Genomic DNA, 1,523 nt, shown 5'->3' on the forward strand with positions numbered 1-1,523 from the left:
GGCCGCGGCCTTCAGCCCGGCTGTGTCCGCGTGCACGGCCGCCGCAGCACCGGTCCGGCGGCGCGGTGTGTCGTCGCTGGGCAGGGGCGTGGTGCCGGTATCGGCCGCGTGGGCGGGCTCATGGGCCAGGATGAAGTCGCGCACCTGGGGGTACACCAGCTCACGCCAGCGGCGGCCGCTGAAGATGCCGTAGTGGCCCGCGCCCTTCACTTCGTAGTGGCTGCGGTTCTTCTGGGCGATGCCGGTGCACAGGCTGTGCGCGGCCTCGGTCTGGCCGGAGCCGGAGATGTCGTCCAGCTCGCCTTCGACGGTGAGCAGCGCGGTGGTGTGGATGTCCTGCGGGCGCACGCGCTCGGGCTGGCCTTCAGGGGCGCGCACATCCCAGGTGCCGTGCACGAGGCTGTAGTCCTGGAAGACGGTCTTGATGGTTTCCAGGTAATAGTCCGCATCCATGTCCAGCACGGCGTTGTATTCGTCGTAGAACTTGCGGTGGGCCTCGGCGCTGGCGTCGTCGCCCTTGATGAGGTCCTTGAAATAGTCGTAGTGGCTGGTGGCGTGGCGGTCGGGGTTCATCGCCACGAAGCCGGTGTGCTGCAGGAAGCCGGGGTACACGCGCCGGCCCGCGCCGGGGAAGCTGTCGGGCACGCGGTAGATCACGTTGTTCTCGAACCACTCGTAGCTGCGGTTCGTGGCCAGGTTGTTCACCGCAGTGGGGGATTTGCGCGCGTCGATGGGCCCGCCCATCATGGTCATGGACAGCGGGGTGGTCTCGCCGCGGCTGGCCATGAGCGACACGGCGGCCAGCACCGGCACCGTGGGCTGGCACACGCTGACCACGTGGCAGTTGCCGTAGCGCGACTGCAGGTGGCGGATGAACTCCTGCACGTAGTTCACGTAGTCATCCAGATGGAAGGCACCGTCGGCCAGCGGCACGAGGCGGGCATTCTTCCAGTCGGTGATGTAGACCTTGTGGCCCTGCAGCATGGTGCGCACGGTGTCGCGCAGCAGCGTGGCGTAGTGGCCCGACAACGGCGCCACGATCAGCACGGCGGGCTGCTGCTTGATGTGGGTGAGGGTGGCGGGGTCGTCCGAGAAGCGCTTGAAGCGGCGCAACTCGCAAAAGGGCTTGTCGATCTCCACCCGTTCGTGGATGGCGACATCGGTGCCCTCCACGCTGACGGTGTGGATGCCGAACACCGGCTTCTCGTAATCCTTGCCCAGGCGGTACAGCAGGTCATAGCCCGCGGACATGCGCTGGGCGAAGACCGTCTGGCTGAAGGGCGACACGGGGTTGCTGTAGAGCTTGGAGGCGGTCTGGGCAAAGTCCGCGAACGGCTCCATGAGCGAACGCTGGGTTTCGTAGATGTTGTAAAGCATTTGGCGCGAAACTCCGGATATGTTGCAGTGCAATATAGCAGCACAACGCAACCCCTGTATGGCGTGAAAGTACTGACAACGAATCACCTATGCGACAAATGGAAACAATTGTCGTGTGACGGCAAGCTGTTTGTTTGCTATTAAAA

1 protein-coding gene is annotated in these 1,523 nt (G+C 64.5%); it reads right to left on the reverse strand.

Features of this window, described 5'->3' with window-relative positions:
* Positions 1–1,377 (reverse strand): polyhydroxyalkanoate depolymerase (locus tag AC27IQ_RS24325; protein WP_487091105.1); only part of this gene is annotated, 1,377 nt, incomplete at its 3' end.
* Positions 1,378–1,523 lie beyond the last annotated feature (146 nt).

It is taken from the genome of Acidovorax sp. KPB24-07, assembly GCF_057543315.1.